The sequence below is a fragment of the Luteibacter rhizovicinus DSM 16549 genome, assembly GCF_001887595.1.
Taxonomy (GTDB): Bacteria; Pseudomonadota; Gammaproteobacteria; order Xanthomonadales; family Rhodanobacteraceae; genus Luteibacter; species Luteibacter rhizovicinus.
Genome location: NZ_CP017480.1, coordinates 4,197,296 through 4,223,449 on the forward strand (window position 1 = coordinate 4,197,296; position 26,154 = coordinate 4,223,449).

The 26,154-nt window shown below is 65.5% G+C and carries 25 protein-coding genes; 10 read left to right on the plus strand and 15 right to left on the minus strand.

What is annotated here, in order from left to right:
* Positions 1-16 precede the first annotated feature (16 nt).
* The 3 genes from BJI69_RS19175 to BJI69_RS19185 all read left to right on the plus strand — a co-directional run bounded on the left by BJI69_RS19175 (position 17) and on the right by BJI69_RS19185 (position 3,065).
* Positions 17-778 carry an AraC family transcriptional regulator gene (locus BJI69_RS19175; RefSeq protein WP_046967577.1) on the plus strand — a complete coding sequence of 254 codons (762 nt, stop codon included), beginning with the start codon at positions 17-19 and terminating at the stop codon, positions 776-778.
* 63 nt (positions 779-841) lie between these two features.
* Positions 842-2,671 (plus strand): M3 family metallopeptidase, encoded by a 1,830-nt coding sequence (locus tag BJI69_RS19180; RefSeq protein WP_046967576.1) that lies wholly within the window; start codon positions 842-844, stop codon positions 2,669-2,671.
* A 115-nt stretch (positions 2,672-2,786) separates the two neighbouring features.
* Positions 2,787-3,065, plus strand: a complete 279-nt coding sequence (locus BJI69_RS19185; RefSeq protein ID WP_125903122.1) for a hypothetical protein — start codon at positions 2,787-2,789, stop codon at positions 3,063-3,065.
* Between the two features lie 15 nt (positions 3,066-3,080).
* On the opposite strand, the gene BJI69_RS19190 is transcribed toward BJI69_RS19185, so the two are convergent.
* From BJI69_RS19190 to BJI69_RS19200, 3 genes are all read right to left on the minus strand, one after another.
* The gene (locus tag BJI69_RS19190) at positions 3,081-3,536 is read right to left on the minus strand and encodes a nuclear transport factor 2 family protein (protein WP_078023350.1); all 456 of its coding nucleotides are present in this window, start codon (positions 3,534-3,536) and stop codon (positions 3,081-3,083) included.
* Between the two features lie 28 nt (positions 3,537-3,564).
* The gene (locus BJI69_RS19195; RefSeq protein WP_046967573.1) at positions 3,565-5,667 is read right to left on the minus strand and encodes a catalase; all 2,103 of its coding nucleotides are present in this window, start codon (positions 5,665-5,667) and stop codon (positions 3,565-3,567) included.
* Between the two features lie 89 nt (positions 5,668-5,756).
* Positions 5,757-6,710 carry a quinone oxidoreductase family protein gene (locus BJI69_RS19200; protein WP_046967572.1) on the minus strand — a complete coding sequence of 318 codons (954 nt, stop codon included), beginning with the start codon at positions 6,708-6,710 and terminating at the stop codon, positions 5,757-5,759.
* A 117-nt stretch (positions 6,711-6,827) separates the two neighbouring features.
* On the opposite strand from BJI69_RS19200, the gene BJI69_RS19205 reads away from it, so the two are divergent.
* The gene (locus tag BJI69_RS19205) at positions 6,828-7,247 is read left to right on the plus strand and encodes a DUF3224 domain-containing protein (RefSeq protein ID WP_046967571.1); all 420 of its coding nucleotides are present in this window, start codon (positions 6,828-6,830) and stop codon (positions 7,245-7,247) included.
* Between the two features lie 98 nt (positions 7,248-7,345).
* On the opposite strand, the gene BJI69_RS19210 is transcribed toward BJI69_RS19205, so the two are convergent.
* From BJI69_RS19210 to BJI69_RS19220, 3 genes are all read right to left on the minus strand, one after another.
* Positions 7,346-8,539, minus strand: coding sequence for a DUF2252 family protein (locus tag BJI69_RS19210; protein WP_046967570.1), 1,194 nt, complete (start codon positions 8,537-8,539; stop codon positions 7,346-7,348).
* Positions 8,540-8,711: 172 nt separating this feature from the next.
* Positions 8,712-9,488 carry a LytR/AlgR family response regulator transcription factor gene (locus BJI69_RS19215; RefSeq protein ID WP_046967569.1) on the minus strand — a complete coding sequence of 259 codons (777 nt, stop codon included), beginning with the start codon at positions 9,486-9,488 and terminating at the stop codon, positions 8,712-8,714.
* The gene (locus BJI69_RS19220; protein ID WP_046967568.1) at positions 9,485-10,606 is read right to left on the minus strand and encodes a sensor histidine kinase; all 1,122 of its coding nucleotides are present in this window, start codon (positions 10,604-10,606) and stop codon (positions 9,485-9,487) included. Before BJI69_RS19220 ends, BJI69_RS19215 begins: the two co-directional genes overlap by 4 nt.
* A gap of 176 nt (positions 10,607-10,782) precedes the next feature.
* Between BJI69_RS19220 and BJI69_RS19225 the strand changes: the two genes are divergently transcribed.
* Positions 10,783-11,160 (plus strand): hypothetical protein, encoded by a 378-nt coding sequence (locus BJI69_RS19225; protein ID WP_046967567.1) that lies wholly within the window; start codon positions 10,783-10,785, stop codon positions 11,158-11,160.
* Here BJI69_RS19225 and BJI69_RS19230 read toward each other — a convergent pair.
* The gene (locus BJI69_RS19230) at positions 11,143-12,270 is read right to left on the minus strand and encodes a hypothetical protein (protein ID WP_125903123.1); all 1,128 of its coding nucleotides are present in this window, start codon (positions 12,268-12,270) and stop codon (positions 11,143-11,145) included. The genes BJI69_RS19225 and BJI69_RS19230 overlap by 18 nt on opposite strands.
* Positions 12,271-12,451: 181 nt before the next feature.
* Between BJI69_RS19230 and BJI69_RS19235 the strand changes: the two genes are divergently transcribed.
* Entirely contained in the window at positions 12,452-13,156 is a 705-nt protein-coding gene (locus tag BJI69_RS19235; protein WP_046967566.1) for a pirin family protein, read from the plus strand.
* 5 nt (positions 13,157-13,161) lie between these two features.
* Entirely contained in the window at positions 13,162-13,848 is a 687-nt protein-coding gene (locus tag BJI69_RS19240; protein ID WP_211258490.1) for a YoaK family protein, read from the plus strand.
* A gap of 13 nt (positions 13,849-13,861) precedes the next feature.
* On the opposite strand, the gene BJI69_RS19245 is transcribed toward BJI69_RS19240, so the two are convergent.
* A complete protein-coding gene (locus BJI69_RS19245; RefSeq protein WP_046967564.1) occupies positions 13,862-16,819 on the minus strand; it encodes a sensor histidine kinase in 2,958 nt (985 codons plus the stop codon).
* 130 nt (positions 16,820-16,949) lie between these two features.
* Between BJI69_RS19245 and BJI69_RS19250 the strand changes: the two genes are divergently transcribed.
* Positions 16,950-17,384 carry a universal stress protein gene (locus BJI69_RS19250; protein WP_046967563.1) on the plus strand — a complete coding sequence of 145 codons (435 nt, stop codon included), beginning with the start codon at positions 16,950-16,952 and terminating at the stop codon, positions 17,382-17,384.
* Here BJI69_RS19250 and BJI69_RS19255 read toward each other — a convergent pair.
* Entirely contained in the window at positions 17,381-17,635 is a 255-nt protein-coding gene (locus tag BJI69_RS19255) for a helix-turn-helix domain-containing protein (RefSeq protein WP_046967562.1), read from the minus strand. The genes BJI69_RS19250 and BJI69_RS19255 overlap by 4 nt on opposite strands.
* A gap of 100 nt (positions 17,636-17,735) precedes the next feature.
* On the minus strand, positions 17,736-18,386 hold the full coding sequence (gene fabR, locus BJI69_RS19260) for an HTH-type transcriptional repressor FabR (protein WP_046967561.1): 651 nt from the start codon (positions 18,384-18,386) through the stop codon (positions 17,736-17,738).
* 94 nt (positions 18,387-18,480) lie between these two features.
* On the opposite strand from fabR, the gene BJI69_RS19265 reads away from it, so the two are divergent.
* Both BJI69_RS19265 and BJI69_RS19270 read left to right on the plus strand, forming a co-directional pair.
* A complete protein-coding gene (locus BJI69_RS19265; RefSeq protein WP_046967560.1) occupies positions 18,481-19,551 on the plus strand; it encodes a ferredoxin reductase in 1,071 nt (356 codons plus the stop codon).
* Between the two features lie 8 nt (positions 19,552-19,559).
* Positions 19,560-20,684, plus strand: coding sequence for a fatty acid desaturase family protein (locus tag BJI69_RS19270; protein WP_046967559.1), 1,125 nt, complete (start codon positions 19,560-19,562; stop codon positions 20,682-20,684).
* 24 nt (positions 20,685-20,708) lie between these two features.
* Here the strand turns inward: BJI69_RS19270 and BJI69_RS19275 are convergent, their stop codons facing one another.
* From BJI69_RS19275 to BJI69_RS19295, 5 genes are all read right to left on the minus strand, one after another.
* Complete coding sequence (locus tag BJI69_RS19275; RefSeq protein WP_125903124.1) at positions 20,709-22,181, minus strand: mechanosensitive ion channel family protein; 1,473 nt, start codon at positions 22,179-22,181, stop codon at positions 20,709-20,711.
* 73 nt (positions 22,182-22,254) lie between these two features.
* Entirely contained in the window at positions 22,255-23,232 is a 978-nt protein-coding gene (locus tag BJI69_RS19280) for a TolB family protein (RefSeq protein ID WP_046967558.1), read from the minus strand.
* Positions 23,233-23,360: 128 nt separating this feature from the next.
* Positions 23,361-24,101 carry a LytR/AlgR family response regulator transcription factor gene (locus tag BJI69_RS19285; RefSeq protein ID WP_046967557.1) on the minus strand — a complete coding sequence of 247 codons (741 nt, stop codon included), beginning with the start codon at positions 24,099-24,101 and terminating at the stop codon, positions 23,361-23,363.
* On the minus strand, positions 24,098-25,189 hold the full coding sequence (locus BJI69_RS19290) for a sensor histidine kinase (RefSeq protein WP_244465262.1): 1,092 nt from the start codon (positions 25,187-25,189) through the stop codon (positions 24,098-24,100). The genes BJI69_RS19285 and BJI69_RS19290 overlap by 4 nt, the downstream gene beginning before the upstream one ends.
* Before the next feature lie 176 nt (positions 25,190-25,365).
* On the minus strand, positions 25,366-26,091 hold the full coding sequence (locus tag BJI69_RS19295; RefSeq protein WP_052767161.1) for a hypothetical protein: 726 nt from the start codon (positions 26,089-26,091) through the stop codon (positions 25,366-25,368).
* Positions 26,092-26,154 lie beyond the last annotated feature (63 nt).

Genomic DNA, 26,154 nt, shown 5'->3' on the forward strand with positions numbered 1-26,154 from the left:
TCGCAAGGAGCGCACCATGAGCGGCATCACCGAGCTGCACGTGTCGAGCTACGCGCCAGGTGGCGCCATGGCCGCGCATGCCCACGACGAGGCCTCGTTCTGCCTGGTCGTCGCGGGCGGTTACGAGGAACGCATCCTCGGCGAAACCAACGAGCACGCACCGGGCGACCTGCTGTTCTGTCCGGCCCACGCGACACACGCACAGCGGTTCGGCCATGAAGGCGCTCGCAAGGTGATCTTCTCGCCCGATGCCGACACCACCGCCCTGCTCTCCAGCCACGCCACACGCCTCGACGGACGTCCGCTGCTTCGCCGTTCCCCGGCCTTGCTCGGACTGGGACGACGCATCGTCGACCAGCTTGCGCTGGGCGACGCCTTCGCCCAACTGTCTGCCCAGGGCCTGACCCTGGAGGCCCTCGCGCTCGCCGCGGCAGGGCTGGACCAGCGGACGTGTCAGGAGCCGGCCTGGCTTCGACGCGTGCGCGAGTTTCTGCATGACGACCCGGCCCAGGAAGTGACACTGGAACAGCTCGCGCGCATCGCGGAGCGCCACCCCGTCCATCTGGCGCGCACCTTCCGCACGGTCCACGAATGCACGATCGGCGACTACGTGCGCCGCCTGCGCGTCGAGCGTGCCGCGGCGCTCCTGCGCGCCACGCGACGTCCGCTGCTGGACATCGCCCTGGAATGCGGCTTCGCGGGCGCCGCGCAGTTTTCGCGTTCGTTCCGCGCGGTGCATGCGACCACACCGACCGCATGGCGACAGGCCGTGCGCTAAGCGGAGTCAACACGCGTTAATCCGGGTAAAGCAGACCACCATCCCGCTTGCTACGGTGGGGCCATGCAGACATCCCGCTGGCTCGCCGCCCTGATCCTCCTTCCCGGTCTCGCTCTCGCCGACGACTACCGCATCGATGCGACGGCGTACTTTCCGTCGCCCACCGCCGAGGCGACCGAACGAACGGCACTCGAAGTGGACATCGCCGCCCTCCCCGTGCTCGCGGCACCGTCACCACCCGACCTGCTCGCCTACCTGCGTCGCGCCGAGTCGCTGCTCGCCCGGGACCAGCGGCACGTCGCCTATCTGCACCTGCTTACGGCGCGCGACATCGACGACCACGCTGCGGCGGACGCGCATACCGCTGCGGGGTCCGACGCGGAAAACATCGTCATCAAGGTGCGCAATACATTGCGCGCGTTGGGTAAGACGGGCTTCGATGAGGCAGCCCGATCGGAACCGGGCTTGAATCACTATGCCTACGTGCTGGATCGCGCGGTCCGCGTCCTCCCGCATGAGTTACCTCCAGGCGAGCAGGCGATTCTGGACGATATCTCCGACCAGGGCAGCACGGCGTTGTGGAACACGTACCAGAAGACCCGCCGCGCGACGGTCTACGGCAGCGTGCACACGAGCGCCGGCGACCTCGATGCGGGCAAGGATGCGGATCGCCTGGGCACCGATCCGGATCGCCGCGTGAGGCAACAGGCGTGGCAGCAGAAGCAGGCAGCGAACGCGGCCCACGCCGAAACCTACGCCGCCCTGCTGGTCGGCATCGTGCGTCTCAACGACGCCACGGCGCATCGGCAGCATTTCGCCAATGGTCCCGAGGCTGCCTACTTTGCCCGTCAGTTCGATCGTGCGGATGTCGACGCCACGGCACACGCGGTGGAACAGCGTGCGTCGGTCCTGATGGACTATCAGCGACTGCGGGCCCGCCAGATCGGTCGCACGGCGAACATCGCGAACGTGCACAGCTGGGACATCACGCTGCCGCCGTCGGGTTTTACGCCTCCTATCTTCGACTACGCGCAGGTTCGCCGCATCGTTCCCGTCGCGCTCGCGCCGCTGGGTCGTGATTACGTGGCGCGTTTCACCGCCTTGCTGGATCCGTCCGCGCATCGCACGGACCTCGCCGGGGCACGCGGCAACCGGATTCAGGACGCGTTCTCGATCGCGGCCCCCGGTGTGCCGCCGGGGCTGTTCCTCGGGCAATGGAATGCGGATCTGAAGGGCGCGAGCGTCGTGGCACACGAAGGCGGTCATGCCCTGCACAGCGAGTTGATGAACGCACACGGGGTGTCGCCGTTCTACAACCACGGCCCCAGCTGGATGCACGAAGCCATCGCCATCCTCAACGAGATGCTGTTCTACGAATACCTCTACAAGCACGCGCCCGATGCGGCCACCCGGGCCTATTACCTGCAGGCGCAGCTCGATGAAATGACCTTCGAGATCTTCACGTCCGCCGAGGAGGCCCAGCTGGAAGAGGCCATCTACGACGGGGTGATCGCGGGCAAGATCCGTAACGCGGCCGACATCGATGCCCTTACCCTCGCCACGACCACCGGCTTCGAGATCTGGCCGGCCATCGATCCTGAACTGAAGCACGCCTGGATCGGCAAGCGGCTCATGTTCCAGGATCCGCTCTACCTCGCCAATTACCTCTACGCGGGGCTTCTGGCGACGAAGATGTTCGCCATGGCGACGAACGATCCCCGCGATTTCCAGAAGCGTTACGAGGCGATGATGGCCTCCGGCTTCGATGCGCCGCCGAAAGAGATCCTCGAGCGCTTCTTCGGTCGCGAGCTGACCCCCGCGGAACTGGTGGGCGCGGACATGGACGTGATCCAGGGCAAGACGGCTGCGCTGGCCAGGGTCTACGGCAACTGAAAGTGGCCTGTCGCCGGGGCGATGTCGCAAAAGGCCGGCCAATTCACACTTTGATGACGCCTGCGGCGGCGCGCCCGCTGTATCCTTCTCCCGGGCCGAATCAGGGACTTACGACGTGCACCGCCAGGAAACCGATAGCCTCACCATGGGTGACATCATTTTCGACGCCGTGGCCATGAACGAGGCCGCGGTGGCGGGCGATCTTGACGAAAGCCGTTTTCGCGCACGCCGCATCGCGTCCCTCGCCGCACCCGAAGGCTTCGACGGGATCGCCGAAGCCGCCTATCAACTCAGTCGCCTGCTCGGTCCGCCCGGCAGCGAGCCGCAGCCGGGTTACGGAGCGGCCATGGTGGCCATCTCCAACGAGATCGACCTGGTGTTCGGCGACGCCTGAGTCGTCGTGCCCGGCCTAACGGGCCGGACAGGTATCCCGACTGTTATCCGCGATGCCGGTAATCAGCCAGCGCCCATCGATGCGCACGAGGTTCACGGCATCGGTGCCGCAGTGCTTCACCTGCCCGTTGACCAGGAAGTCATACGGCGCCCATACGATGGCGATGTCGCCATCGATGCGGACCAGCGGATCGTAAATGCGCTCCTCGATGCGATCCTTCGCCGGCTTCATGTGGTCGGCAAACTCACCGAGCGTCATGCGCACCACCTTGCCCTTGCGCAGCAAGGCCACGCTGCCCTCGGGCTGCACCGTGGCGCGTATGGCGGCACTGTCGTATTTCGCCATGCCATCGAAGAAGGCCTGGACGGGTGCGAGCACGGCGCGTTCATCCGTATCGGCGGCTGACGAAGGCGTGGCCGTCGCCAGACCGAGGACGGTCATGGCGACGGTAGCGAGGGACCTTGCTTTCATGGGCGACCCTTGGCGTGGTGGTGGGAGCTCACGCTAGCGTACGCACTTTCGCCTCGCGCGCGAACTGCCTGGTCGCCGCGAGTTTGGCGAAGGCCTCGGCATCCGACGCCTTGACCACACCGGCGTCGGCTTCCAGTCCTGCCTTGGCAAAGAGCGCGCGCCCCCCGTCATCCAGGGCAAGCGCCTTCAGGTGACCGAAGGCATCGCGAACGAAGTCGATCGCGGCAGCTTCCTTCGTCAAGGCAGCGGCACCTTCCGTCGAAAGCAGGACGGCAACCGCATCGAAGTTGATGGATGGCGTGCCGGCCAGCTGCCCGTCGGCGACGAGTAGCTGGCCGCCGGCAAGCTTTGCCCCACCCACCTTGGGGGCAACGATCTTTACGGTCGCGCCCGCCGCTTCAACGGCCTTGCGCAGCTTCGCCACCGCGGCGCCATCGGAGCCGTCGTTGACGAGTATGCCAACGACCCGACCCTGCAGGGTCGCCTTCATCTTGCCGATGATCTGCAAGGCCGGGGATGGCTTCATCGGCACGACCGGCGCGGCCGCTTTCGGCGCCTTGGGCAAGGGCGACATGGCCAGCCCGGCGGCGACACGTTTCGCCAGATCCTCATCGACATGAAGCAGATGGCCGACGATCGCTTCGCGCACGTGCACCGCATCCACCTTCGACAGCTCGAAGACAAAGGCCGAGGCGATATGCGCCTGCTCGAAGGCCGTCTGGCTGGTGAAGAACAGGCGGGCCTGGCTGTAGTGATCGGCGAAGGTTTCGGCACGTACGCGTTCGCGCGTGCCCTCTTCGTGCACGGCCGCGCTACGGAATCCGCGAGCGGGGTCCTCACGCGGGGAGTCCGCCTGCAACGAACTTGGCTCGTAGGCGACGCGGCCCTTGGGGACCTGCGTCTGCATGTGGCCATCACGCTGCTGGTTGGCAAACGGGCACTTCGGCGCATTGATCGGGAGCTGATGGAAATTGGGCGAGCCCAGGCGCGACAGCTGCGTGTCGAGGTAAGAAAAGAGGCGACCCTGGAGCAAGGGATCGTTGCTGAAATCGATGCCGGGGACGAGATGCGAGGGACAGAAGGCGACCTGCTCGGTTTCGGCAAAGAAATTGTCCGGCCAGCGATCGAGCACCATCCGGCCGACGATCTTCAGCGGGATGAGTTCCTCCGGGATGAGCTTGGTGGAATCGAGGTGATCGAACGGGAACTTCGCTGCCTGTGCCTCGGTAAAGAGCTGCACGCCGAGTTCCCATTCGGGGAAGTTGCCTGCCTGGATCGCCTCGAACAAGTCGCGACGATGGAAATCCGGATCGGCACCGGCGAGTTTCACCGCCTCATCCCACACCGTCGACTGCAGGCCGAGCTTCGGCCGCCAGTGGAACTTCACGAAGGTCGATTTGCCCTTCGCGTTGAGCAGGCGGAACGTATGAATGCCAAAGCCTTCCATCATGCGCAGCGAGCGCGGGATGGTGCGATCGGACATGGCCCACTGGATCATGTGCATCGATTCGGGCGTGAGCGAAATGAAATCCCAGAACGTGTCGTGCGCGCTGGCTGCCTGCGGGAAACCACGATCTGGCTCCATCTTCACCGCATGGATCAGGTCGGGAAACTTGATCGCGTCCTGGATGAAGAACACCGGGATGTTGTTGCCGACCAGATCCCAGTTGCCCTCCTTCGTATAGAGCTTGACGGCGAAGCCGCGTACATCGCGCGGGGTATCGACCGAGCCCGAGCCACCGGCCACGGTGGAGAACCGCGTGAACAAGGGCGTGCGTTCACCGACCTCGGTCAGGACGCGAGCGGTGGTGTACTCGGCCAGGGAGGCGGTCAGCTCGAAGAAACCATGCGCCGCCGAGCCCCGCGCATGCACGATGCGCTCGGGAATGCGCTCGTGGTCGAAGTGAGTGATTTTCTCGCGGAGGATGAAGTCCTCGAGCAGCGTCGGGCCACGCGCATGGGCCTTCAGCGAATTCTGGTTGTCGCCGACCACCAGGCCCTGATTGGTCGTCAGCGGCACGTGGCCGTCGCCAGCCGTCTGGTGGAGCTCATCGCCCTGCCCACGTCGGTCTTTGGCAGCGGCAGCTTTCGGCGCGGCAACATTTGCCGCCGACGGGGATTTCTTGGCCATGGCACACCTCAGCTAGGTTGAACGCCGACGATGCACCATCTGCCGTCAAAGCGGCCTTCACCGGTGTGAACCGGCCTCGCCACGACGCATCAGAGCGTCATCACCACCTTACCGATGGCGCGGCGACTTTCGAGGAAGGCATGCGCCTTGGCGCCATCACGCAGCGGAAACGTGCCGGCGATCGTCGGCACGAGGGAACCCTTGCGAATGAGTTCGAAGAGCTCTGCGGCGCGGTGCCGGCGAACCTCGGCGCTCACAAGTACGTTCCACAGATCGCCACCGGTCAGGGTGAGCGAGCGGTCCATCAACAGGCGCGGATCGACCGGGTCCGGGTCACCCGCGGCCATGCCGTAGAAGACCACCGTGCCGCCCGTACGCGTCGCCGCCAGACTGTCGCCGAGCGTGCGGCCGACCGAGTCGTAGGTCACATGCACGCCAGCGCCTTCGGTCGCGTCCTGCACACGCTCGACGAGGTCGTCATAACCCATGACCATGTCCGCCCCCGCGCGTCGCGCAGCGTCGCGCTTGACGTCCGACGAAGCCACACCGATCACCAGGACGCCCTTCGCGCGCAGCATCTGCACGAGCAGCAGACCGACGCCGCCGGCCGCTGCGTGCACAAGGGCGACCTGCCCGGGCTGCGGCCGGGAGCTGTCGGTCACCAGGTACTGCGCGGTGAGCCCCTGGAGCAGGACCGCCGCTGCCGTCTCGGAGGAAATGTCGTCCGGCAAGGGAATCAGCTTGTCGATGTCGACGGCGACCAGCTCGGCGTTGGCGAACGGCATGTCCGCGAAGCCGACGCGGGAGCCCTGCGGGTACGGGCTGCCCGGCGAGGCCAAGACGCCGGCGCCTTCGTAGCCGAGGATCCACGGCGCCTGCCCCGAGAGATGGTAGGTACCGTTGCGCCGATACACGTCCGCGAAGTTCAGGCCCACGGCCTGCGTGCGGACCAGTACCTGCCCGGGACCGGGAACGGGATCGGCCATGCTGTCCCAGCGGAGGACGTCGGTGCCGCCGAAGCGGTCGAACAGGAGGGCTTGCATGGGCGGACCTGGGCCTGGTGGTGGGACGTGGGCCGTATGTTAGGGCAGATGTCGCCCCGCGCGCCCGGCCGGCGTATAACCCGTGGAACCCTTCCAACCGCCATGCCCGGGGACTCCATGAACAGCCATGCCTCTTTGCAGCACGCCAGGGGAAGCTTCAACGTCGAGGTGAAACCGCAGACGCCGGATAACCCCGCCGCCGAGGGATCCGGACTGGCACGCCTGTCCCTGCGGAAGCAGTTCCAGGGCGATCTCGAGGGCAGCGGACAGGGCGAGATGCTCGGCGCCGGCGATGGCAAGACCTCGGGTGGCTACGTGGCACTGGAAAAGATCAGCGGCACGCTGGCCGGGCACAAGGGCAGCTTCGTGATGATCCATCGCGCCCTGATGGTCGGCGGCGTTCCGACGGAATGGACCATCGATGTCGTTCCTGACTCCGGCACCGAGGATCTGAAGGGACTCAGCGGCTCGATGAAGATCGTCATCGCCGACGGTAAGCACCACTATGAGTTCACCTATTCGCTGGCCAACGGCTGATCCGCTTTGTGTGGGAGCCGCTTCAGCGGCGAAAAGCCAACGGTGCGGCGAAGCCGCACCGTTGAATCGCCGATAAATCGGCTCCCACATGTCTGTTATCAGGCCAGTGCTCCGGCGTATTTGCGACAGTGCTCGAGATAGCCGCCCTCATGGGCCTGGACCAGTTCGACCACGCTACGCCATAGCCACGACGGCGCGTCGATATTCTGCGGACGGTTACGTGCGAGTTCGCTGAGCCAGCTCTTGCGCTGCTCGCGACTCAACTGGGCGGCGTGCGCCCGGCCGACCACGTTGCCGAGATAGCGGGCGACCTCCATCGCATCGTCGGGGGCCATCTGCTCGAGATCGATCTTGAGATCCTGTGGACGCAGTTCTCGAACGAAGACGGTCTTGCCCTGGATGCGCGAGGCCATCATGCGCTGGCCGAGATTGGGGGCGAGATGGAGCGCACCTTCCTTCACACGGAGCGCGTTGTCCCGAGGCATGTCGGCCGTCGCGCTGCGCGGTGCGGCGGCGCGCAAGGCCTCCTTGATATCGACCAGGCATAGTTCCTTGCGACCGCTGACGCGTATCAGCAGCGCATAGCGCAGTCGTCCCAGCGAGCTACAGCCCTTCACCCAGTACTTCGCATCGACCAGTTCCACCCTGGCATCGTCCTCGCGGTGGACCAGCTGGGTGACCAGTTTCTGCATGCCGTCGCTCAAGGCGAGCGTCTCCAGCTCGGCGCGCTCTTCGTCGGTGACCGGCCAGAAGCGGCGGCCCAACGGAATGGTCGGCTTCGAGCCTTCGATGCGTTCATCGGCAAGATGCTTCCAGCGGCGCTTGGTCGCTGCCTTCATGACCACGCTGATGCACGACGGACGATCGACGAGACGATACTCTTTTCGTCCGCTTCCCATGGCCCGCTCGTAGCCATCGATCAGCTGCTCGACCATGCGTGCCGTAATCACACCGGGAAGATCGGAGCCCCGGGCGGCGGTGGCGAGGGAGACCGCAAGACGCACGATGTCGTGCGCGGGATTGCCCATGACGGTCTGGTCGAGATCGCGAATCTGGATGTCGATGCCGCCGTTGTTGTCGGCCACCGGGCCTATGTTGCTGACGTGGCAGTCGCCGCAGATCCAGATATCGGGACCCTTTGGCAGGGTGTGACCGGCTTGCTCGAGCCAGTCGTAGAACTGGATGGTATTGCCGCGCACGAAGGCGTGCGCGGAGCGTGCCATTTTCAGATGGCGTAGCGCGGTGAGATTCTCTGCGCGATCCTGCGGTTCGACGATTCCCTTGACTGGCATGACGCGCCTCGTAAGTTCTTGCGCATCGATGTTGAGCGCGGATAACGGGAAAGCGTGTCGTGAGGGGCGTGAAGTTGTTGAGACGTCGAGGCGAGGTTGCTCGCTGCCGCGAGATCGCCGATGAATCGGCTCCCACAATCGCCGATGAATCGGCTCCCACAGGGTCAAAAGATCAGTTGGCGGTGCGGGTGGAGACGAGGCGGAGGAAGGCTTCGTGTTGGTAGCGGCTCATGCGCAGCTTTTGTCCCGTGTCCATGGTGACGACGTGGTGGCCGTTGAACCACGGATGGATGGCCTGCACACGACGGACGTTGATGATCGCGGAACGGTGGATGCGCGCGAACTGGTTGGGATTGAGACGTTCGGCAAGACCGGCCATCGTTTCGCGCAGTTCGTACTGGCGGTCGGCGAGGTGGAGCTGCACGACATTGCCGTCCGCCTTGATCCAGACGATGTCGCCGACATCGACGAAGGCCACGTGCTCGCCGGTACGCACCGGAATGCGCTCCAGGTAATTGTCGCGCTGGCGCAGGGCGTCGAGCACCTGCTGTATGCCGGCGCCACCCGCCGCGTGCACCGCGGCAGCGGACAGCCGGGCCTTGGCGCGCTGCAGGGTCTCGGTGAAGCGTTGCCGGCTGAAAGGCTTGACGAGATAGTCCACGGCGTTGGCTTCGAACGCCTTGACGGCGTAGTGCTCGAAGGCCGTCACGAAAACCGTCGCCGGCATGCGATCTGCGCCGATGGTCGCCACCACGTCCATGCCCTGGATGCCCGGCATCTGGATGTCGAGAAAGACGAGATCCGGCGATTGCTCGCGAATGGCCCTGACTGCCGAGACACCGTCACCGCATTCGCCAATCACCTCGATATCCGTGTCGTCGCGCAGCAGCCGCACGATAGCGCTTCGAGCCAGTGGCTCATCGTCGACGACCAGGGCGGTGATCGTCATGCCGTGACGACCTCGGGCGCATCGTCGATCTCCTCGATGTCGCGGTACGGCAACTCGATGCGACAGACAACGCCTTCCGGCCAGATCATGTCCAGGCGCACCTGGGCCGCATCGCCGTAGAGCTCGCGAAGGCGCAGCGCCGTATTCGACAGGCCTATGCCATGCCCTGCCGACTTACCGATGGCCTGTCCCTCCTTCTCCAGCGTGCTGTTGCGGTTGCGTACTTCGATGCGCAAGGTGTCGCCATCGCGGCGACTCTCGATCTCGACGCAGTCGACGCCCAGGCGCTCACCGATACCATGGCGAATCGCATTCTCGACGATCGGTTGCAGGATCAGGCTGGGCACGGCGCAATCGAGCGTGTCGGGCGCGACGTAGATGCGCGTCGTCAGGCGATCCTTGAAACGCATCTGCTGGATGCCGAGGTAGAGGTCCAGCAACACCAGCTCCCGTCGAAGGCTGATTTCCTGGCCGTCGTAATCCTCCAGGAAGGCACGCAGCAGGTCGCTCAGGCGCAGCAGCATGTCTTCCGCGGATAGCGCGTCTTCCTTGAGCAAGGTGGCGATGGCATGCAGTGTGTTGAACAGGAAATGCGGCTGCAACTGGGACTTCAAGGCCTGCAGGCGCGACTGTGCGAGTTCGGTGGCCAGGCGGCTGGCCTCGACGTCACGGCGCGTCTTCTCGTCGTGATAATGCATGGCCTGCTGGATCGCAAACAGCGCCCAGTAGGTCAACAACCCCGTGGCGAAATGCTGGCCGACGAACTGGTTCAGCTGCTCGCCCAGCGAGTTTCCCTCGGTGAACATCGAAACGAAGGCGCCGACCACCTGCGCCAGCATCGTCACGCCCAGGCTCAGCGGCAGCTGCATGCCGAGGCCACGCAAGCGGACCGGCGGACGGATCGGATAGCGCGCTGCCAGCCGGAAGATGAGGGGAGCCAGCGCCGCCCACGTGTACCACTGGATCAGCGACCAGCGCAGGTAGTCGAGGGCGCCCCATGTGTGGCCGGTGAGATCGTCCTGCAGGTGGCGCTGCACCGCGAACACCACGGCCACGATCGTCCACAAGCCGACGTAACGAGCGAGTCCGATCTGTGTGCTGCCGAGGCGAACCTTCATGGCGATGCGTCCGAGCGGAGATAGCGACCCATCTTAGGGCCCGCCCCTGGCGGCGGGAAGCGTGACGTATGGCCCACTACGTTTCGTCCGCCTGCCACGACGATTCATCACAAACGACTTTTCGGGGTGGCGCAAAGCACGTTCCCTGAGGCCTCCCACCGCCACGGAGAGCCCCCATGTGCAAACACCCCGCCCGCCTCGTCTACGCCCTGACGGCACTTGCTCTCCTCGCGGCGACGGCGCCCGCCGTCGCCGCCGACCGCCAGCCCCGCGAACAGCCCGGTCGCCTCTTTCGTATCGTCAATGCGACGTTCGACAGCGTGACCGCACTCGAGATCGCCGACGATTCGACCAGCAGCTTCCAGCCCATCAACCTGGGCGAGCCACTCCAGGGCGGGCTCACTTCGACGACGGTACGGCTACCCGATGGTGCCTGCCTCCGTGATGTGCGAGCGACGTTTCGCGACGGACGACACGAGGTCTACCACGCCATCGACGTGTGCAAGTCGACCGGACTTCGGCTATCCGCCCACGGCCTACCAGCCGCGCACTAGGGTGATCGTGATTTCCAGCATGATCAGGACGACGATGGCGATCTCCAGCAGCTCCGCGCGACGGCTGGACGCCTCTTCGTACAGCGCGGCGTAGGTGTCGCGGATGATCGCGAGCTTGCGATCCACCGATGCACCGAGCGTGGGTACACGGAACAGTGCCAGCGCCGTGCTGTAGACGCGTGCCAGGTAAACGTCCTCGGTGACCTGCAACGCGTTGTCCACGCGCTCCGTCAACTCGGTCACTTCGGCGACGAGCGTGTACAACCGGCGCGCCAGGTTGGCGAAGCGCCGCGATGCGAAGACCGAGGCGGCACCGCGCGCGTTCTCCACGCGGTCGTACATCCGCGGCAACTCGTCGTCGAGCAAGGTGTCGTAATAGCGGAACTCGACGAGCTGGGCATTGGCCACCTCGATCACATCGGCCACGTCCGAATCGCGACGCGGCTCGTAGATGAAGGCGCGGTCCCAGGTGAGGACCACCAGGTCGTCCGCGTAGTAGGAGAAGCTGCGCGACATCAGTTCCTTGCGTGCCGCCGGTGACAGACGTCGCTTCTCGCCGGAAAGCAGGCTGGTCAGGTCGACCCGCTCCTTCAACGCCGTGGCGTCCATCGGCTCGTCGAAGGCATGGACCGTGCCGATCAGGTAGTCCTCCTCGAGCGACGCATCGATGGCGGGACGATCCAGCGCCGGTGAAATGATGTCGCGCACACGGGCGAGCAGATCGGTCCAGAACGTGGCCGGCGCCTCGGCGCCGAGCAGGCGGTCGAGGCCGTCGAAATCGGTGACGAACTGACTCCAGGGCTGGTCCTTGACCTTGACGCGTGCCGCCAGCGCCGCCACGCCGAAGTCGTAGAGGCGGACCGAAAGATCGAGTACCACCGCTGTCGACCCGAGCGCCAGCTCCGTCTGGCCAAGGGCCAGCCACAGGGGGGCCACGCCGAAAGCCACGGCCTTGGGCGGCGTGCTGCTCAGGTGCGAGCGACTGAACGCACTGCTGGCCCGGGCGGCCCAGAGGGTTTCAGCCTGTACGAGGTCGATGGTGTAAGCGATGTCGATCAACCGCAGCGCGGTCAGCTCGCCAGACGAGACAATCGGTTCCTGGGACGTCACCGGGGCAACCTGAAGCAAAAGACGGCCCAGTCTAGACCCGGTTCGTGACACCCGGGCGGGTGAGTCTCGACCCGGCGCCGTCAGTGGCGCTTTGTGCAAGAGGTTATGGCTGCGCCACGCTAGCGTGGGAAGGTATGCTGGGCCACGACCCGGCCGTCCCCACCCTGCTCCGGAGTTCCCCATGTTCGTCATTCGCCATGCCGCCGACCGTGGCCACGCCAACCACGGCTGGCTCGATTCGCACCACAGCTTCTCGTTTGCCGATTATCGCGACGAGGACCACATGAACTTCGGGCCGCTTCGCGTCATCAACGAAGACCGCGTCGCCGCCGGTGCCGGTTTCGGCACGCATTCCCATCGCGACATGGAAATCATCAGCTACGTGCTCGAAGGCGAGCTTGCCCACAGCGACTCCATGGGCAACAAGGTGGTGATCCGTCCCGGTGAAGTGCAGATCATGTCCGCGGGTAGCGGCGTGACGCACGCCGAGGAAAACCACGCCGACACGCTCACCCACTTCCTGCAGATCTGGATCATCCCCAACGAGCTGCACCTTAAGCCCGGCTACGAGCAGAAGACGTTTCCCGATAGCGAGAAGCGCGGCAAGCTCCGCCTCGTCGCCAGCCAGCGCGGCGAGCACGGATCGGTGACCGTGCACCAGGACGTGCGCATCTATGCCGGCCTGTTCGGTCCGGACGAAACCGCGCATCACACGATCGACTACGAGCGTCTGGTCTACGTCCACGTGGTACGTGGCACGGTGCACGTCAACGGCCATCCGCTGTCGGCGGGCGATGCGGCAAAGATCACCGCCGAGGATCGCGTGGTGTTCAGTGACGGCGTCGACGGCGAAGTCCTGCTGTTCGACATGGCGCCGCTGGACTGACGCCTGTGCCTGCACCGGCAGCGATGACCGATCGCGACCCGCTGGTCGTCCTGCTCACCCTGCTTTCGCTCAGCACCGGGATCGTCGATGCGACGAGCGTGCTCGGCCTGGGCAAGGTGTTCGTGGCGAACATGACGGGCAACGTGGTTTTCCTGGGCTTTGCGGCGGCGGGCGCGCCCGGATTTCACTGGGAACTCTACGTGCTCGCCCTGCTCGCTTTCGGTTTTGGTGCGGTGGCTTCCGGACGCCTGGGCCGGTCATCCATCGCCCGCAGCCGTCGCCGCTGGCTCGTCATCGCAGCCACGGTCGAAGCCGGCCTGCTGTGGATCGCCGCGGCCTGCGCCTTCGCCGCTCCATCGGACACCGCCACCTGGCTGCGTTATCTGCTCATCGCGCTGGTCGCCATCGCGATGGGCTCACGCAATGCGACGGTTCGGCAGCTGAATGTGCCGGACCTGACCACCACCGTGGTCACCCGGACGATTACCGGGCTGGCCGCCGACTCACGTCTGGCCGGTGGACCCGGGCGCCATCTCGGCCGCCGGTTGCGCGCGATCCTGGCCCTGTTCGTCGGCGCGGCACTGGGCGCCTTCATGGTGCTGCGATGGGGGCTTGCGCCGCCGCTCGCGCTCGCCGGTGCGACGGTGCTGGTCTTCACCCTGATGCTTGCGAAGGACGAAGCGCAGGATTGACGCTACCCAGGCCTCAGCGCCGCAGCCAGGCCCGGAGCCTCGCCAGGATGCCGGGCGGTTTCCAGTAAGCGAGATGTGCCGGCACACGCAAGCGGACGAAGGTGCCTTTACCCGGTGAGCTCGACGTTCGCAGCTCGCCAGACAAGCGCCCTGCCCGTTCCCGCATGCCGACCAGCCCCCAGCCGGAACGTGGGTCCTGCAGATCGGCGCTGCCGGCCGGCATGCCCACGCCATCGTCGCGAACCGATAGCTCGAAGTACCGCACGCTGAAGTCCAGGGTGACGGTCACCGTATGCGCACCCGCGTGGCGGAACGCGTTGCTCAGCAACTCCGAGGCGATCGCGTAGATGTCTTCTTCCGCCGGCGCACACAGCGCCTGCGCCGCTCCACGAAGTTCGAGCACCACCCGACTCGACTGGCCATCACCGAGCGCGGCGGCGAGCCGTTCGACGCGTTCCGGAAAATCGTGGACAGGCGGTCGCTCCTCGCGCAGCTGGGAAACCTTGTCACGCCCCTCTTCCACGGCCTGCCGTGTGACTTCCATGGCCTTCTGCAACTTGGCCTGAGCATCGGGATCGGTGACGGCCTTCGACGCCAGGTGCACGCGCAAGAGCAGCGCATGCAGGTTCTGCAACAAGGTGTCGTGGAGGTCCCGCGCGATACTCTCGCGCTCGATGGACCGCGCGCTCATGAGGATGCGCAGGCTCCGCACCCGCGTCAGGTAAAGCAGCCATAGCAGCGCGGCGAACGCGGCGGCACACAGCAGTCGGAACCACCCCGTCTGGTAGAACGCCGGCGCGATCGAAAAACCGGTCGATGCCACGGACGTCGACCACAGTCCATCGCCGTTAGTGGCCTTGACCTCGAACCGGTAGGCACCCGGCGCAAGATTCGCGTAGCTGATGCGCCGGTTCGATGTTTCCTGCCAGACGTCGGAGTCCGCACCGAGAAGACGCAGCATGAAGCGCGCCTCACCCGGCCGATCCAGCACCGCCGCAGTGAAATCGATATCCACGCGCTGTGTCGTCGCCGGCAGGCGCATGTCATGTGCACTCACGGGCATATCGTTGATGGCGTCGATGACCGGCGTCGCGGGGAAGGCATTCCGCGCGACATGCAAGGTATCGATCCGGGACACGCCGCGCGCCGATGCGACAAAGAGCGTATGACCGTCCGTGCTGGCCAGCGACGGACCGCTGTATGCCTTGGCGATGCCCTGCCTTCCGTCCTGCTCGTCGAACAGCTCGAATCGCACGCGTGTCGTCGGCGCCGCTTCCCACGCGCGGATGTCTTCCGCCGGGACCCGATACAGCCCTCGCACGGCATTTAACCAGAGCTCGCCGTCCGCACGTTCCCAGATCCCGGAGACGTTGCTGAATCGCTCGCCGCCCACGCCCGTGAGCGTGACGAACCGCCTGTCACGCATGCGCTGCACACCCAGCTCGCCACCCACCCAGACACGGTCCGTCGAGGTCGGGTGCAGCGACAGCACGTTGCCCACGGCCAGGCCTTCGGGCCGCCCCAGAACACGAACCTGCCTGTCGGGCTCATCCACTCGCGCCAGCCGGTCCGACGTGTAGCCAATCCATACCGTGTCGCCCCGCGCGGCCATGGCCGTTGGAGGTGCCTCGTGACCAGGAAGCCCGGGGATCTGCCTCTGGTCGAGCCACGCGCCGTGATCGAAGCGCCAGGTGCCCATGTGCCCGAGCCATAGCGCGCCACTGGCCGTCACGGCCATCGTGTTGCTTCCCACACGCATGGCCTTGAGCAAGGCGAAGTCCGGCGGGAGCGGTACGGGCGTGGTCACGCCGTTGTCCAGCCGGACCAGTCCCTCCGGCCCGAGAGCCCAGACCGCGGCATCCGGAGCCACGGCGAGTCGCTCCACGCGACTGCCGAGTTCCGGATGACGTACGGCGCCGTCCGTGTAGCGGACAACGGGGACGTTCGAAAGGGAATCGATCCACAGGCCGCCTGAGCTGTCGGCGAAAATGGCCGGGGTATACGGCGCCGGAACGATCGCCAGGGGGATCAGCTTGCCGACCCTGAAGCGATCGATTCCCCCGCTGGTCGTCACCCAGATCGCACCGTCCCGATCGGCGAACGCGTTCTCGGCTTCCTGGCCGGTGAGTCCGTCCTCGCGCTTCACCCACTCCTCGACCGGCGCTCCCGCGGCAGGCTTATCCGCGGGCCAGTGCAGGCGCACGAGGCCGCGAAAGGTCGGAATCCACAAGGCGCCATCGGCATCCACCTGCTCATCGCTGGTCAGGTCGTTGGGACGCCACGACGTGCCGGGCCGATCCAGCATGGCGTCCTTCGCGGCTTCCAGCGTTTCCGGGACGAAACGCGCGGCGCCCGGGTCGTGGCGATAGGCCTTCTGCTCGGTGAGCAGCCAGATTCTCTGGTGTCGGTCCCCGTACGCCTGGAACAGTGGCTCCGTCGGCGTGCCGTCCGCCTCCGGGGTATACCGCCGCCATGTCCCATCACGGAAGCTTTGCGCACCGGAAACGGTGATGACCCAGAGCGTGCCGTCGCGCGCCTGCGACAGGTACATCACCGTGGCCCGCAGCAACGTCGGCGGCGCGTACGTAGTGACTGCGCCATCGCTGGCGATATGCGTTACCGACCCGTAGCGATCGCCAGTCCAGAGTGACCCGTCGCCGGCCGCATACAGCGCCGTGATCGGCGTGGCCGGAAGCTGATCGGCGAACATGCGGACAAAGCGGACCCCGTCGAAGCGGGTCAGGCCTTCTTCGCTGCCGAACCAGAGGAAGCCATCGCGATCCTGCGCGATGGCTCGCACACCGAGGGGCGCGCCATCCTTCGTCGTAAAGGTCGTGTGTGCCCACTGTTCGAGGGTGAGAAACGGCCGGGCGAACGTGACCGTGGAAACCAGGCAGCCGACGGCGAAGAGCACGACCACCGGCCATCCAAACCGCGAACGGTTCGCCAGGGCCTGCACATTCAGGGGCATCGACGATCTCTGGGTAGCCGGCCCTGAAATATAGCGGCTAACCGCCGGACATGGCGCTGCGACAAACGGTCCGCGACCTTAAAGCGACGCCAGGTGTACGTTAGCGCCAGCCAACACGACGAGGTCGAGCATGTACAGGCACATCATGATTGCGACAGACGGTTCGGACGCCGCCGGCCGCGCCGCGGATCAGGCGATCGAACTGGCGGCCGGGATCGGGGCGAAGGTCTTCGTCCTCTGCGTGGAGCCGCCCCTACCCGCCTTCGCCGTCGTCGCCGAAGCGATCCAGGGCGCGGATGCCCTGCCGGAAGCGACGGCACGGCGGTCGGAGGGCTATCTGCGACAGGTGTGCGACAAGGCCCGGTCGGCCGGCGTGCCATTCACCAGCCAGACCGTGATCGACAACCGGCCGTACTGCGAGATCGTCAGCATCGCCGCACGGGAAGGCTGCGATCTCATCGTGATGGGTTCGCACGGCACACGCGGGCTGGACCGGCTATTGCTCGGCAGCGAAACGCACAAGGTGCTGCTGAGTACCGATATCCCCGTGCTGGTCTGCCACTAGCTGCTGGCCCGCTTGCCCTGGTTGGCCCGGGCGATGAGCCGGCCCGCCGGCGTGATCCTCCAGTACTCGTCCGCTTCCCTGAGCACCAGGCCGAGTCGGGCCAGGCGGGCGCATGCGGCGCAGTCCAGGTGGCCGATGGCGAGGAAGCGGGTGTCGTCGAGCTGGCGCAGCGTGGCGACATCCTGTTCGTCGAGTGTGTTGGCCGGCGACCTGTGTTCGGCGCCGTGAGGTGATCGATGTTGCCCTGGCATACGTTCTCCCTGTCCCGCGCCCATCATGGCGTCGGCGGGAGGGCCCGATGTAGGCATTTCCGGGAAGTTGCCGAATTTGCGCCAGGATCGGGCGCACGGTTCAGGAGAGCGAGCTGTCCAGCACCCGCGCGCCGGTAATGATCATGCGCAGCATCTGCGAGATCTCCTCGATCAGCGCCGGATCGCGCTCGGGCGGCTGGTCCATGGCCACGGCGCCCATGGCGAAGACCAGGCGGGTGATCGCCTTGGACACCAGTGCAGGCTCATGGAGCCTTGCGCCTTCGGCGGCCGCCAACCGGATCAGGTCGACCCGCAATTCATCCTCGAAATAGCTGAGTTCGCGCTCGACGGCCTGCTTGAACGCGTCCGAACCGACGGCACCTTCGCGCAGAAGCACGTGCAACAGCTTGTCGTCCGCACGCAGCTGTTCCATGAAGGTCTCGACCGAGACGCGAATCACGCTGCGATCGGTCGACGTCGCGCGCTCGCGCGCCTGACCGATGATCGTGCGCAACGAGCGGCCCGCCAGGTCGATCAAGGCGATGGCCAGCTCGTCCATGTCGCGGAACTGACGATAGAAGCTGTTCGGCGAGATACCGGCCTCCCGCGTCACCTCGCGCAGGCTCACCGTCGACAGGCTGCGATGCGGTCCGATCAGCTTGAGGGCCGCCACGATCAGGTCCTCGCGCGCGATCGCCGTTTTCCGCGGCGGCGGGAGGTCGGATGACGGGGTCAGGATGATCGAGGTCATGGGATGGCGGCAGCGGGCGTGGCCTGAATCATAACCCGATGCCGAGAATGCACAACTGTATACACAGCTGTGCGTGCATGCGTATAGTAGCCCCATGAATGCGATCCTCGCCCCCCGGCCCCTGTGGCCTGTCCGCCTGGCCCGGCACGTGGTCTCACCCGCCCTGTTCGACTTCTGGTCGACCCGGATCAATCCCCTGTGGACGCTGGAGCAGCCGCTGGCGAGGATCGTCTCGCGCGTACAGGCCAGCCGTGACGCGGTCACCCTGGTGCTCCGGCCCAACCGTCACTGGAAGGGCATGCATGCCGGCCAGCACGTCAATCTTGGCGTGGAGATCGAAGGCAGGCGCCTGCAGCGCAGCTACAGCCCGACGGTCCTGGGCGACGGCAACCTGGCGATCACGGTCAAGGCGATCACCGGCGGCCTGGTCAGCGGCCATCTGGCGCGCGATGCGCGCATTGGCACGGTGGTCTCGCTGGATACGGCCTTCGGCGAGATGGTGCTCCCGGGCGGGACCGACAACCTGCTGCTCCTCGCGGCCGGTAGCGGCATCACGCCCATGCGCGCCCTGCTTCGTTCGCTCGCCGGGCGCGGTATGCCGGTCGATGTGGACTTGATGTATTGGGCGCGCCGACGCGACGAGTTGTGCTTCGTCGACGAGCTGGACGCGTTGGCCGCGGCGCACCCACGCCTGCGAGTGAGCTACCTGATCACCCGCGACGATGCCTCGCCGGATCCGCGTATCGATACCGTGTCGCTCGATGCCATCACCGCGCTGGCCGGACGTCGCGTCCTCGCCTGCGGCCCCGGCGGCTTCGTGCAGGCGGCTCGCAGCCGCCTCGAGGGCCAGGTGGCGCATTTCGCAGCCGAAGCCTTCAGCGTTCCGGTGCGCGCCGACGGCGACGAGGGTGAGGTGCAGGTGCACCTCGCACGTAGTGGCCGCACGCTGAGCCTGCCTCGCGGCACGTCCCTGCTGGAAGGCCTCGAAGCACAGGGCATTCGTCCGCGCCACGGCTGCCGCATGGGCATCTGCAATACCTGCGCGTGTGGCCGCCAGTCGGGCACCACACGTCAACTCCTTACCGGTGACCTCAGCAGCGAGCCTTCTTCGCAAGTGCGCTTGTGCATCAGCGCGCCGAGCACCGACCTGATCCTGGACCTCTGAGTATCCTTATGAGCCGTGTCCGCAACCGCCCCCTCTCGTCCGCCGAGCTACAGGCTTTCGGCGATGAACTCGACGCCATCCGCGCTCGGGTCACCGCCGACATCGGCGAACGCGATGCAACGTACATCCGGCGTATCGTCGCCTCGGTGCGCTGGTGTGGCGTTGCTGGCCGCGCGCTGCTCTTCCTCGGGGCTTTCGTGCACAGCGTGCTGATTCCCGCGTGGATCGCCGGCGTCGTGCTGCTTGCGCTGTCCAAGATCCTCGAGAACATGGAGCTGGGTCACAACGTCATGCACGGCCAGTACGACTGGATGAACGATCCCAAGCTAAATGGCCATACCTATGAATGGGACATCGTCGCGACCGGCGAAAACTGGCGCAAGACGCACAACTTCCAGCACCACACCTACACCAACGTCCGCGGCATGGACGACGACATCGGCTATGGCTTGCTGCGCATCTTCCCCGAGCAGCGGTGGCGCCCGTTCTACCTGATGCAGCCCTTGATCGCGATGGTCTTCATGGTGCTGTTCCAGTGGGGCGTGGCCATCCAGGAGCTTCGCGTGGGTCGCTGGTTCGCCGGCAAGAAGTCGACGGCGCAGATGCGCGAGGATTTCCGCCCGGTGCGCCGCAAGATGGGTCGTCAGCTGCTCAAGGACTATGTCGTGTTCCCGCTGCTGGCCGGGCCGTTCTTCCTGCCCGTCCTCCTGGGCAACATGCTCGCCAACACCCTGCGCAGCATCTGGACCTTCGTCATCATTTTCTGCGGCCATTTCACCGCCGATGCCGAGGTCTTTCCGAAGGAGTCGATTCGTAATGAATCGCGCGGCCACTGGTACCTGCGCCAGTTGCGCGGTTCGTCCAATATCGCCGGCGGCAAGCTGATCAACGTGTTGTCGGGCAACCTCAGCCACCAGATCGAACACCACTTCTATCCCGACCTGCCGGCGAATCGTTACGCCGCGATCGCCGTGGAAGTGAAAGCGATCTGCGCGCGCTATGGCCAGAACTACAACACCGGCTCCCTGCCCCGTCAGTTCGGCCAGGTCATCTGGCGCATCTGGCGGCACGCGCTGCCCAGCCGTCCCGGCAGGAAGCTGCGGGCGGGCGAGCCGGCGCTTCAGGGCGGCTGAGCGCCACCCGGGCAGAGACCATGATCAATGCCTGGGCGTCAGGCTATGCAGGCGACGCATGCTCGCCAACAGGCGGTGGAAGATATCCGCATGCGAATCCGCATGCACCGGCAGGTCCTTGAACGCTTCGGACGCGATCGCCTGGAAGGCGACGAGTCCATCGAGCATGTCCTGCCCCGCCGCGGGATTGGCCTGCAGGATCGGCGTCAGTGCCGCCTTCGGCACCCAGGCGACCGAGACATGGCCGATGGCGCAGAGCTTGATGGGCACGCTCTCACCGGTAAGGATGCCTGCCCTGCCCACGGCATCGCCCGGTGAAAGGCGGGCGATCTCGACGTAGCGCCCGGCGTGCTCGGCCAGGAGACAAGCCACCCCGGACGTGACGATGTACAGCGCACGGCGCTCATCCGGGCAGGTGGTACCCACTTCGTAGATCATCTGGCCCGGCTCGAACTGCTTGCGCTCCATCGCTTCGGCGAGCTGCGTCAGTTCCGCTTCGCTCAGCGCCCGGAACATGTCGATCTCGCGGAGCAGGCTCACCGCGTCACGGGAAAGATCGTGCACCGGCTCACCGGAGGACAGCGGAATACCGTTGGCAAGGAAATGCCGGTGGATCTGATCGATCAGTTGATTGCGTACCTTGATCTTCGCGCTCATCGCGTCGACGTAGACGACCACGCGATAATCGACGTGTTTTCCGCGGAGACCGACAGCCGTTACGGTCGGTGCAGGCATGGCGAGAATGCCGCGAGTGCTGGTCACCGCATCCGTCAGTGCGGCGATGACGGTCGCCGGTCGCGCATGGGTGGTGACCTGGACAGGCACATCCACACCGTGCGTCTTTTCCGGCCGGCTCTGGTTGATGATGTTCAACTTGGCTGCGGAACTGTTCGGCACGATGACCGTATTCCCGTCGCCATTGAGCAGGGTCGTCGCCCGCCAGTTGCTCTCGATGACCTCGCCCTGGATGTCGCCGATGGTGACCGAGTCGCCGATACTGAAAGGCTCGGTCGCACTCAGCACGACGCCAGAGAAGACGTCCGCCAGGGTGCTCTGTACAGCCAGGCCGATCACGATGGCCACGGCACCCGACGTGGCGAGGAGGCCGCCGATCGGCATGTTGACGACAAAGCCCAGACCGGCCACCAGCGCGCCGGTGAACGTCAGGGCCTGGACCACGTCACGGAAGAGTTTTTCGCGCAGCCCCTGCGGAAGGATGAAGGCGCTCATCAGGGCCGTGGCGATCTGCGCGAATTGCAGCCACCAGGTCAACTCGAGCACCTGGGCCACGACGTGCCGGAAGGGGTCGTCTTTCCAGGGCGCCTCGGCGAACGGCACCATCCCATGGGTCCACAGGACATAGGACAGCAGGAGAAACAGGGGTATCCGTACGAATGTGTGTCCTTTCCGGCCGCCGAAGCGAAGGAAGCGCCACGACAGGAAGTCGAGGACGAGAACACCGACGCCGAGAAGCATCGCGCTATCTAGGAAGGTCACCTGTCATGCACCTGGGCTTGGATGGCAGCGTCCCTGCTTTCAGACTAGCCCGGACATCCTTTCACGGAATCGTTCAGTGATCCAGCCCGTGATCCCTCAAGGTCAGCGAAATGTCGAAGCGCCAGATGTTGCGCGAACCGTTCTCGGGTGACGACAGGCGACGCTGGAGCGAGGCCAGGTCATCGCGCGCCTTCGGATAGCGCGGACCGTCCGAACGATTGCTCGAAAGGTACAGCTCACCGAACACGCGGCCTGGCGCGGGGGCGATATCCAGCGAGGCACTGTTGATGTCACCCGGCAACCGCTCGGGCTTGCCCCAGGTGCCGTCCACGCCGCGGAAGCTGATGTAGATATCCGCGCTGCCGACCGAATCGCCCTCGTTGCCGGAGTAGACGATGTAGCGCTCCTGGGGGTCGATGCCCGGGTCCATCCGATTCTTCGCCACGTCGCCCAGATCGACGCGCTCGGGTGCCGCATAACCCGACGCCGTGCGACGCGCCACGTACAGCTGGTACAACTTCCCCGAGTCCGCACGGTGCGCGGAGAAATAAATATTGCCGCTTGCCGCGATGGAGGGGTTGTAGATCTGCGCGCCGTCGTTGAGTTCACCATCGACGTGCGTGGCAGGACCCCACTGGCCATGGGCTTGTTGTTCCACGTACCACAGGTTGGTACCGGGGAATTGCTTGCCATCCATCTCGGCGACCAGCGCCGCGTCCCCGGCCCTCACCGGGCGGTTCGACACGAAGTAGAGGCGCTTGCCGTCAGGCGAAATCGCTGGCTCGGAATCGTGCCACTGACCGGAGAATGGCGCGACCTCCGGTAGCGACCATTGCTTCCCGTCACGGTGCGAGACCAGGATCGTGTCGTCCTTTTCGGCGAAATCCGAACGCATGAAATACACGGTCTTCCCGTCCGGCATCATCGCGGCGGACGTTTCCTGAAGCCCCGTGGACACGATGCCCGGGGCCAGCAATTCACCGGCCATCGCCGTGGCTCCGATCAGGCCGAGCACGAGCGTGGAAGTCAGAAGGTATGTGCTCGATCGCATGACTACGTTCCTCGTCACAGAGTGTGTTTGACCCTGTAAACGATGCACCGACCGGAGCGACGCCGCATGCAGGATGTGATCGATGGTGTGCTGTCCGGGACGAGCGGTGGGTGACGTGGTGCGAGCGGTCAGCTCATGCCGAGGGCATGACGGGCGCTGGCGCGGAAGCGACGACTCAGGTTGAGTCGCGTGCCGTCGTGCAGCACGACTTCGGCACTGCCCTGGAACAGGGGATGGACCTCGGCGATGCGGTCGACGTTCACCACGATGCCACGATGGATACGGAGGAACCGCGCGGGATCGAGCGTCGCCAGCAGACCGGTCAGCGGTTCGCGGTGCAGGTGCGAGGTACCGGCCGCATGGATGCGCACGTAGTTGCCATCGGCACGGATCCAGTCGATGTCGGCGGTCGCAATGACCCGGATGCGCTCGCCGCTGGGCACGCTGATACGTTGCAGGTACGCCGTCGGTGCAGGCGTCGGCGCCATGTTCAGGCCCTGCCAGTGCTGACGCACCCGGCACATGGCCTGGTCGAAACGCGCCTGGTCGATCGGTTTCAGCAGGTAATCGATGGCATTCGCATCGAACGCCCGCAGGGCGTGCTGCCCGTACGCCGTCGCGAAGACGACCATGGGCAGGCTGCTGCGCTGCATGCCGTGCAGCAACCGGAAGCCGTCCATCCCCGGCATGCGGATATCCAGGAACAGGAGCTCCGGCTCGAGCGCCGCGATCGCCTGCTTCGCTTCGGCGGCATTGCCGCATTCGCCGACGATGGCGATGTCCGGATGCGAGGCGAGCGCCTGGCGCAGCGCGAGACGAGCCAGCACTTCATCGTCGACCAGCAGTGCGCGGATAGCGGGCGTGCTCATGCCGCCTGCTCCCGGTACGGAAAGCGCATGTCGACACGCGTACCGCCGTCGGGTCGCCGCGACAGCTCCAACGTGGCCGAGCCGCCGAAGAGCATGTCCAGGCGGGTTCGCGTGTTGCCCAGACCGATGCCGTCGGTGGGGCCCTCCGGTGGCAGGCCAAGCCCGTCGTCGTCGACCTGCACGTGCAAATCGTCGCCATCCCGGCGCGTCAGGATATGCAGGGTGCCGCGCTCGGGTTTGTCCAGCAGTCCATGGCGCAGCGCGTTTTCCACGAGCGGCTGCAGGATCATGTTCGGCACGAGGGCGTGAACGGTATTGCCTGCGACATCCATATGCGTGATCAGACGATCCTGGAAGCGCACCTGCTGGATGCCGAGATAGCACTCGAGGAACTCGATCTCACGCGAGAGCGGCACCTGTTGCGAGTGGCGCTCTTCCAGGGTGAGACGGAGGAAATCGCTCAGGCGCGAAATCATCAGGCGTGCCTGCATCGGGTCGGCAAGTGCGAGCGCGGAGATGGCGTTCAAGGTATTGAAGAGAAAATGCGGTTGCAGCTGCACGCGAAGGGTCTGCAGCTGGGACTGCACCAGCTGTGTTTCCAGATGCGAATTACGCATTCGCTCGTCGCGCAGACGCTGCTGCGAGTGAATCGCGCGGAGCAGCACGAGCAAGACACCGTAGGTGATGAAGCTCAGGTGGGTGTTGTAGACGAACTGCATGCGCACGAAGGCCGCAAACGTCATGTCCTTCATCGATGCCGACGGCCCGCAGATCGCCCAGTAAAGCGACAGGGTCAGCGACACCTGTATCGTCGCCAGCATCAGCCCTGCCGGCACATGGATGGCGAAGAACCTTCCCCAGCTCTCTCGCGCCGTCGTCCGACCGAGCCAGGCGACCAGGGGCGTCAGGAACATCCACAGGTAGAAGTCGAGGAAGGTCCAGACCAGCGGCCGGAACCAGCCGCCCGGATGGCCTTCGGCGCGAGCGGAGACGACCGAACTGGCCGCGTAGGAAACCGCCAGCACGGTCCACACGGCCCACACCAGCGCCCATTTTTTCCACGTTGGCCATGTCATGGGATCGGTCACGACGTTCTTCCCGGCGGGGCGCGCCAAGTATGAGAGTCGCTCCACGTCGAGAACAGTGCCGTCAGTCGGGTGCATGGTCGAACGCTACGTCAAACGCCTCTTCCCGTCGTGCGCGGCAGGATGGACGGCACGGTCCGAGGGACGAGCGGTCCGAAACCCGTGTCGAACGGTCGCCGCTAAAGCGAACGGATGAAGGTCACCCACTCGCTCGCCGCCGGGGTGAACGCGATCGGCCCGGTGATCACCATGCTGACCATGATCGTCGAGACGCCCCAGAGGTAGGCCGGGTGCACGCGGCGACGGATGATGATGTCGTAGATCGGCCCGGCCAGGCCAAACGCCAGGATCGCGGCGAACATCACCATGGGCGCCGCGCGGCCGAACGATTCCATCGGCAACAACCTTCCGAGACCCGGGCCCAGAATCGATATGGTCGCGCAGAGCATCAGGCGCTTGTGCCACTCGGCTTTTTTGCGCAGCGTCACGCCAGCCGCAACCATGCCGCCGAAGACCGCGATGCCTATCGTATTCATCACCAGGAACAGCGGCGCCGGGAAGAAGGAAGGCATGTGATTGGAGTGGATCGCGTAGAACGTCGCCGCCAGGCCCATGAGCACCATCGCGGCGGCAAGTCCCGCTCCGATCCATCCGACCCGGCGATGAAGCTTGAGCGAGCCGCGTGCGACGATCGCCGGTTGCGCGACGAAGAGCACGATCCACAGGGTAAACACCATGCCGTGGATGGCGAGGAGTAGCGGAAATTTGGGTCCGGCCGCGACATCGTCCGGTACCGTCGTGGAGAACCCCCCGATGATCACCGCGGCCATGGCCAGCGACATGACAAGATAGAACGGTGGCCGCACGACCCTCGACGAGGTCCGGCCAATATCGACGCTGCTCATTCCATTTCCCCGGGCAAGTTGCCACGGACGAGCCTAGCCACGATCCTGGCCCGCCGGTAGCAC